General features: G+C 64.3%; 7 protein-coding genes. All 7 read left to right on the top strand.

Going from position 1 to position 6,428, the window contains the following annotated elements; all coding sequences use genetic code 11:
* The first annotated feature begins 121 nt into the window (after positions 1-121).
* Positions 122-946, top strand: coding sequence for an AraC family transcriptional regulator (locus NKI99_RS15180; protein ID WP_352611334.1), 825 nt, complete (start codon positions 122-124; stop codon positions 944-946).
* A 130-nt stretch (positions 947-1,076) separates the two neighbouring features.
* Positions 1,077-1,520, top strand: coding sequence for an SRPBCC family protein (locus tag NKI99_RS15185; protein ID WP_352611335.1), 444 nt, complete (start codon positions 1,077-1,079; stop codon positions 1,518-1,520).
* 14 nt (positions 1,521-1,534) lie between these two features.
* A complete protein-coding gene (locus NKI99_RS15190) occupies positions 1,535-2,329 on the top strand; it encodes an FAD binding domain-containing protein (RefSeq protein ID WP_352611336.1) in 795 nt (264 codons plus the stop codon).
* A 60-nt stretch (positions 2,330-2,389) separates the two neighbouring features.
* Entirely contained in the window at positions 2,390-2,872 is a 483-nt protein-coding gene (locus NKI99_RS15195) for a (2Fe-2S)-binding protein (RefSeq protein ID WP_352611337.1), read from the top strand.
* Between the two features lie 13 nt (positions 2,873-2,885).
* Positions 2,886-4,253: a xanthine dehydrogenase family protein molybdopterin-binding subunit gene (locus tag NKI99_RS15200; protein WP_352611338.1), complete on the top strand. Its 1,368-nt coding sequence runs from the start codon at positions 2,886-2,888 to the stop codon at positions 4,251-4,253.
* A gap of 1 nt (position 4,254) precedes the next feature.
* Positions 4,255-5,259 carry a xanthine dehydrogenase family protein molybdopterin-binding subunit gene (locus NKI99_RS15205; protein WP_023813252.1) on the top strand — a complete coding sequence of 335 codons (1,005 nt, stop codon included), beginning with the start codon at positions 4,255-4,257 and terminating at the stop codon, positions 5,257-5,259.
* Between the two features lie 8 nt (positions 5,260-5,267).
* Positions 5,268-6,149, top strand: a complete 882-nt coding sequence (locus NKI99_RS15210) for an AAA family ATPase (protein WP_352611339.1) — start codon at positions 5,268-5,270, stop codon at positions 6,147-6,149.
* The last annotated feature ends 279 nt before the right edge of the window (positions 6,150-6,428 follow it).

Below are 6,428 nucleotides of genomic sequence, written 5' to 3' on the forward strand. Positions count from 1 at the left end.
CGGCCGAATCGGCCGTCATTGGCCCTCGCCGCCGCCGCGCGTCTTGACGCCGCCCCGAACTCCGCCGCACAATCCCTGTTGCAGGCGAAGGGAGGCCAGTCGTCTGCGGGAGGATATACCCATGGAAGCGATCAGGCTCTACTGGGGCCGGTTCGGACATGTTTCTATCCTGAATGTCGCAAGCGACTTCGTCACTCATGCCCATGTCGAGGCCCATCTGATCATCTGGCTGGAAGGTACGGCCGGCGAAATGACCATCGGCCGCGAGACCGTCCGGCTTGGACCTGGAACGGCCGCCGGCATCAACTCCTTCCAGCCGCACAGCCATGTTCTGTCGCAAAACGGGACGCTCGGTCTGTTTCTCGCCTTCTACATCGATCCCGACTGGGCGCGGCGCCGCCGCGACCTGCCTTCGTCTGCGCCGCTGTTCTCACAAGCCGCGATCACGCTGGAACCGTGGCTGCATCAGGCCGCCGCCAATCTGCTCGACCACCTCAGCGACAATGAGAGCGTCGACGATATCGCCAATTACGAGATCGAGCGTTTCATCGATAGCGTGCTCGACGCCGCCGACGCCTCGGCGCCGCAGGAGGCCCGTGTCCGCATCAACACCATGCAGGATTTCCGTGTCCGCAAGGCAATCCAGCTGATGAAGGCCAATGTCTGCGAGCGCATCTGCTTCGACGACGTGGCGCGCAGCGTCGGCCTGTCGCGACCGCATTTCTTCGCTTTGTTCAAGGAACAGACCAATCTGACGCCCAATGTTTACTGGAACACGCTGCGCATGGAGGAAGCGGTGCGGCAGCTGCAATGGTCGCGGGAGCCGCTGATCTCGGTCGCCTGCAATCTCGGCTTCACCACGCAGGGCAATTTCTCGCGCTTCTTCCGCGACCATGTCGGCGTGCCGCCGACGCTCTACCGCGAGGCCGCGCGGGCGATTGCCTGAACCTGTCCTCGTTTAGTCAAGGTCGACTGTTTTTCAGACTCCTTGATACACGCTCAAGACGCATTGATAAGCGTCGCTGAAATGGCCGCCCTACCCTTGCACCGGATCGCTTTTGCAAGGGAACATTTGAATGGCCAAAGTCACCATCTCCAGCGTCATCGACGCGCCGGTCGAAAAGGTCTGGGCGCGCATACGCGACTTCAACGGGCTGCCGGGCTGGCATCCGCGCATGGTGGAAAGCCACATTGAAGACGGCAAGGATGCCACCACGATCGGCTGCGTGCGCAATTTCCAGCTCGCCAGCGGCGCCCGCCTGCGCGAAAAGCTGCTCGATTTTTCCGATCAGAATTTCCTGGTCAGCTACTCCATCCTGGAGACGCCGCAGCCGCTGACCAATCACAAGGCGACGCTGCAGCTCAGGCGAGTGACCGATGGTGACCGTACCTATGCCGAATGGACCGCCAGCTTCGACGCGCCGCCCGAAGAAGCTGACAAGATTGCCGATGGCATGGGCGCCAATGTCTTCCAGGGCGGCTTCAACGCCCTGAAAAGCCATTTCGCCGGTCAGAGCTGACGGGGAGCCAGGCCATGGCGCTAGCACTGCAGACTTTTGCAACGGTGAAGGAGGCCAACGCGGCACTGAAAGCCACTGGCACGCGCTATCTCGGTGGCGGCACACTGGTGGTCCGCGCGACCAATGAAGGCGATGTTTCGGTTTCCGGCCTTATCAGGTCGACCGAGCCGTCCCTGTCCAACATCGCTGCTGCCGGCGGCAAGGTGCGCATCGGCGCTTCGGTGACGATGGCGGCGATCGCCAGCCATCCGGAGCTCGGCGCACTTGCCAAGGCCGCCCGCGCCGTCGGTGGCCCGGCAATCCGTAATATGGCGACCGTCGGCGGCAATCTCTTTGCCCCAGCCCCCTGTGGCGATTTCGCTGTTGCCCTGCTGGCGCTCGACGCCACGGTGAGCACCGATGATGGCGAGATGCCGATCGAGACCTTCCTGGCCAATCGGGACGGCAGCCGCGCCATCGTCACTTCCGTGAGCTTCACGCTTCCGAAGGCCGACAGTTTCCGCTTCCTGAAAGTGTCGAGGATCAAGCCCAAGGGCGTCTCGGTGCTCAGCATAGCCGGTGCTCTGGAACTGTCGTCGGATGGCACCGTGACCTCGGCGCGGATCGCGCTCGGCTGCATGGCGGATCGGCCAATGCGCGCCAGGGCGGCGGAAAAAGCGCTGATCGGCCGAACGCTGACCGCTGACGGCATCGCGCCGGCCTTGGCCGCGGTCGGTGATGGCACCTCGCCCATCACCGACCCGATCGCCAGCGCCTGGTATCGCGCCGAAGTCTTGCCGGTTCATCTCGGCCGGTTGCTGCTCGCATAATATTTCGTTCGGGGGCGCGCGTCTGTCCGCCGGTTCGGGCAGGCGCGCTGGGAGGAAAACATGGCAAAGGTTCCGGTTCAATTCACGCTCAACGGCTCGGAAAAGGCCGAATTCATCGACAGCGGCACGACGCTGCTTCAGGCCCTGCGCGACAAGATCGGCGACACCTCACCGAAAGGCGGCTGCCATCAAGGCACCTGCGGCGCCTGTTCGGTCATCATCGACGGCGAACTCAGGCTCTCCTGCCTGACGCTTGCCGAGACCTGCTATGGGGCGGTCATCAGCACGACTTCAGGGCTTTCGGAAAGCGGCGTGCTGCACCCGCTGCAGCGCGCCTTCCTCGACACGTTCGCCACGCAATGCGGCTTCTGCACCCCGGGCATGATCATGGCGGCCAAGGTGTTGCTCGACCATACGCCCAACCCCAGCCGCGACGAGGTGGTCGAGGCGCTGTCGGGCAACATCTGCCGCTGCACCGGCTACGAGCCGATCATCCAGGCGGTGCTGACCGCCGCCCGCGCCAATTCGCAGAACGCGGCCTGAGGGGTCCAAAGCAATGGAACTGCGCAAGAACTACTTCGCTGATATCCGCAAGGACGATCTGAACGAGATCGGCCAGCCCCGGCCGCGCTCGGATTCACCCGGCCATGTCACCGGCAAGACCGCCTTTTTCGCCGACCGCAATTTCCCTGGCATACTGCACCTGAAGATGGTGCGCAGCCCGCATCACCATGCCCGCATCCGCTCGATCGACACGTCGGAGGCGGAAAAGCATCCGGGCGTGGTGAAGATTCTGACCGCCAAGGACGTGCCGCACAATGTCTACACCATCCTGATCCTGATCCAGGTCGGGCCGGAGGACGAGACGGTGCTTGCCGACGGCAAGGTGCGCTGGAAGGGCGAGGCCGTGGTGGCCGTGCTGGCCGAAACCGAGCGTGCCGCGCAAGAGGCCGCAGCCAAGGTCAAGGTCGACTATGAGGTGCTGCCGGCCGTCTTCGACATGGAAGAGGCGCTGAAGCCCGGCGCACCCCTGGTCAACGAATATCACGGCCAGAATTATTACCTCTATGACAGCGGCGAGTGCCGCAAGGTGCGCTTCGGCGATGTCGAGGCGGGCTTCGCCGGCGCCGACCACATCCTGGAGGAGAGCTACCAGTCCTCGCCGATCGAGCACGCGCCGACCGAGACCACCGGCTGCGTGGTGGCACCCGAGGGCAATGACCGCTTCACCTGCTACACCAACACGCAGGCGATGTTCTTCACGCTCGACAACACCTCGATCATCCTGCAGATGCCGGGCAGCAAACTGCATTTCGTCGGCGGCACCGTCGGCGGCGGTTTTGGCGGCAAGGTCGACGTCATCGTCGAGCCGATCGCCATCCTCGGCGCAAAATTAACAGGACGACCAGTCTGTTTTATCTACAGCCGCGAGGAGGAGATGCAGATCTCGTCGCCACGCGCCGCTGAAAAGGTCGTCATCAAGGACGGCGTCATGAAAGATGGCCGCATCGTCGCGCGCAAGGTCACCGGCTACACGGATGCCGGCGCCTATTCGCGCCACTCGCCCTATGGCGCGCAGAAGGGTGCGGGGCACTATCCCGGCCCCTACACCATCCCGAACGTCTGGATCGACACCTACTGCGTCTACACCAACCGCACGCCCTCATCCGCCATGCGCGGCTTCGGCGTCACCATCGGCGATTTCGCGCTGGAGGTGCAGATGGACAAGCTGGCACGGCTGATCGGCATGGATCCGCTCGAATTCCGCTTCATCAACGCCTATCGCGACGGCGACATGAAGGCGCATCGCCAGCCGACCGAGGGCGCCGCGCTGATCGAGTGCATGCAGGAAGCATCGCGCGCCGCCAACTGGCCGGTGGCGGAGAAATACATGGCCATGTCGTCCTACGTGAAGGGAGCTTGAGATGGCGATCAGGCGTGGACGCGGCGTTGCCGCGATCAACTATCCCACCGGCATGAACCTCGGCGGCGACCCGACGCAGGCGCTGGTGCACTCGACGCCGACCGGCAATTTCATGGTGACGCTGTCATCCGTCGATCTCGGTCAGGGCATGAAGCAGATCATGGCGCAGATCTGCGCCGAGACGATCGGCGTGCCGACCGACCGTGTCGTCGTCGACACCGCCGACACCGACACCGGCCCGCACTGCATGGGCACGTTCGCCTCACGCGGCACGCACCGCGCCGGCAACGCCGTCATCCAGGCAGCAAGGGAAGCGCGCCAGGTGATGCTTGAAGTGGCCGCCGAGGAGCTGGAGGTCAACGCCTCCGACCTCGAGACCGATGGACAGGGCAACATCCTGGTCAAAGGCGCACCGCAAAAGTCGATCTCGATCTTCGATGTCGCGCTGTCGGCGCATTTCAAGCGCGGCCGCTCGATCTCCGGTCGCGGCATGTTCCTGATCCCGCGCTCCTATCCCGAGAAAGAAACCGGCGCGATGAAGCCGTCGACTTGTTATGCCCATGCCTGCACGGTGGCCGAGGTCGAGGTCGACGACGAGACCGGCGAGGTTACCGTGGTGACGGTGAAGAACGTCTTCGAGATCGGCAGAGCGCTGAACCCGAAGATGGTCGAGCAGCAGTTGGTCGGCGGCTCGTGGATGGGCATCAGCCACGCGCTCTATGAGACGACCGAACCCTACTATCCCAACCGCGATCATGGCGGCACCGACTTCAACCAGTATCTGATGCCGGGTCCCGGCGACCTTGCCGAGACAGAGATCATCGTGCTGGAGCGTCCTTCCGCCGACGGACCCTATGGCGCCAAGGGGCCCGGCGAAATGTGCGCCAATCCGCAGATCCCGGCGGTCGCCAATGCGGTCTTCGACGCCGTCGGCGTGCGCATCGACACGCTGCCGATCACGCCGGAGCGCATCTTACGCGCGCTGAAGGCGCAAGCGGCGAACTGAGGGCTGGAATGACAGGGACAAGCGCCGAGACTGTCGCGACCTCACCGGAGGCGGTGGCGCAGCATCTGGCCGCCTCGCGCTATCTGGCCGATGAAAGCCTTTCGACCGCCATCTTCCTGGCGATCCGGCTGGGCAAGCCGCTGCTGCTCGAAGGCGCGCCGGGCGTAGGCAAGACGGAGGCGGCGAAGGCGATCGCCGCGCTGCTCGGCCGTGATCTGGTGCGGCTGCAATGCTATGAAGGCATCGATGCCGCGCATGCGCTCTATGAATGGAACTACCAGCGCCAACTGCTCGCCATCCGCCATGCCGGCGAGCATGAGATCGACATCTACGACGACCGTTTCCTGATCGCCCGGCCGCTGCTGCAGGTGCTGAAGGCGCCCGAGCAGCGCGTGCTGCTGGTCGACGAGATCGACCGCTCGGACCACGAATTCGAAGCGCTGCTTTTGGAATTCCTCTCCGACTTCCAGATCAGCATTCCCGAGCGCGGCACCATCCGCGCCACGGCACAGCCGATCGTCATCCTGACCTCGAACCGCACCCGGGAACTGGCCGAAGCACTGCGCCGCCGCTGCGTATACCACTGGATCGGCTATCCCGACGCCGAGCGCGAGGCCGCCATCATCATGCTGCGCGCCGGCGATGTAGCGCAAGCCACCGCACGCGCGGTGGCGGCGGCCGTGCAGACCATTCGCGCCCGCCCGCTCGCCAAGCCGCCCGGCATTGCCGAGGCGGTCGAATGGGCCAACGCCGCCACTATCCTGGAAAAAGGCGGCAGTCCGTGGCCGGAAGCCTTCCGCCGCGCCATCGGCGTGCTCATCAAGGACGAGGAAGATCTCTCCTACATCGCGCCCGAGCTTGGCCGGATTGTCGAGGAGGCGCTGGCGTGAGCCGAGACCTCAACGGCACGTTCTCCCCGTTCATTCCGCAACGCTGGCGGGACAGCACCCCCCTCTGTCCTGCCGGACATCTCCCCCTCAAGGGGGGAGATTGGCTGTCATTCCGGCTTTCGACAATCTCCAGCGTCGCAGAACGGAGCGAAGCATCGAAGCTGCTGATCTCCCCCCTTGCGGGGGAGATGTCCGGCAGGACAGAGGGGGGCGCCACGCAATGATGCGGGAAACAAGCTTACCCCGCGCGGCAGCGCCCTTGCTCAGCTTCGCCCGGTT

This window comes from Mesorhizobium sp. M0239, from assembly GCF_040321815.1.
GTDB lineage: Bacteria > Pseudomonadota > Alphaproteobacteria > Rhizobiales > Rhizobiaceae > Mesorhizobium.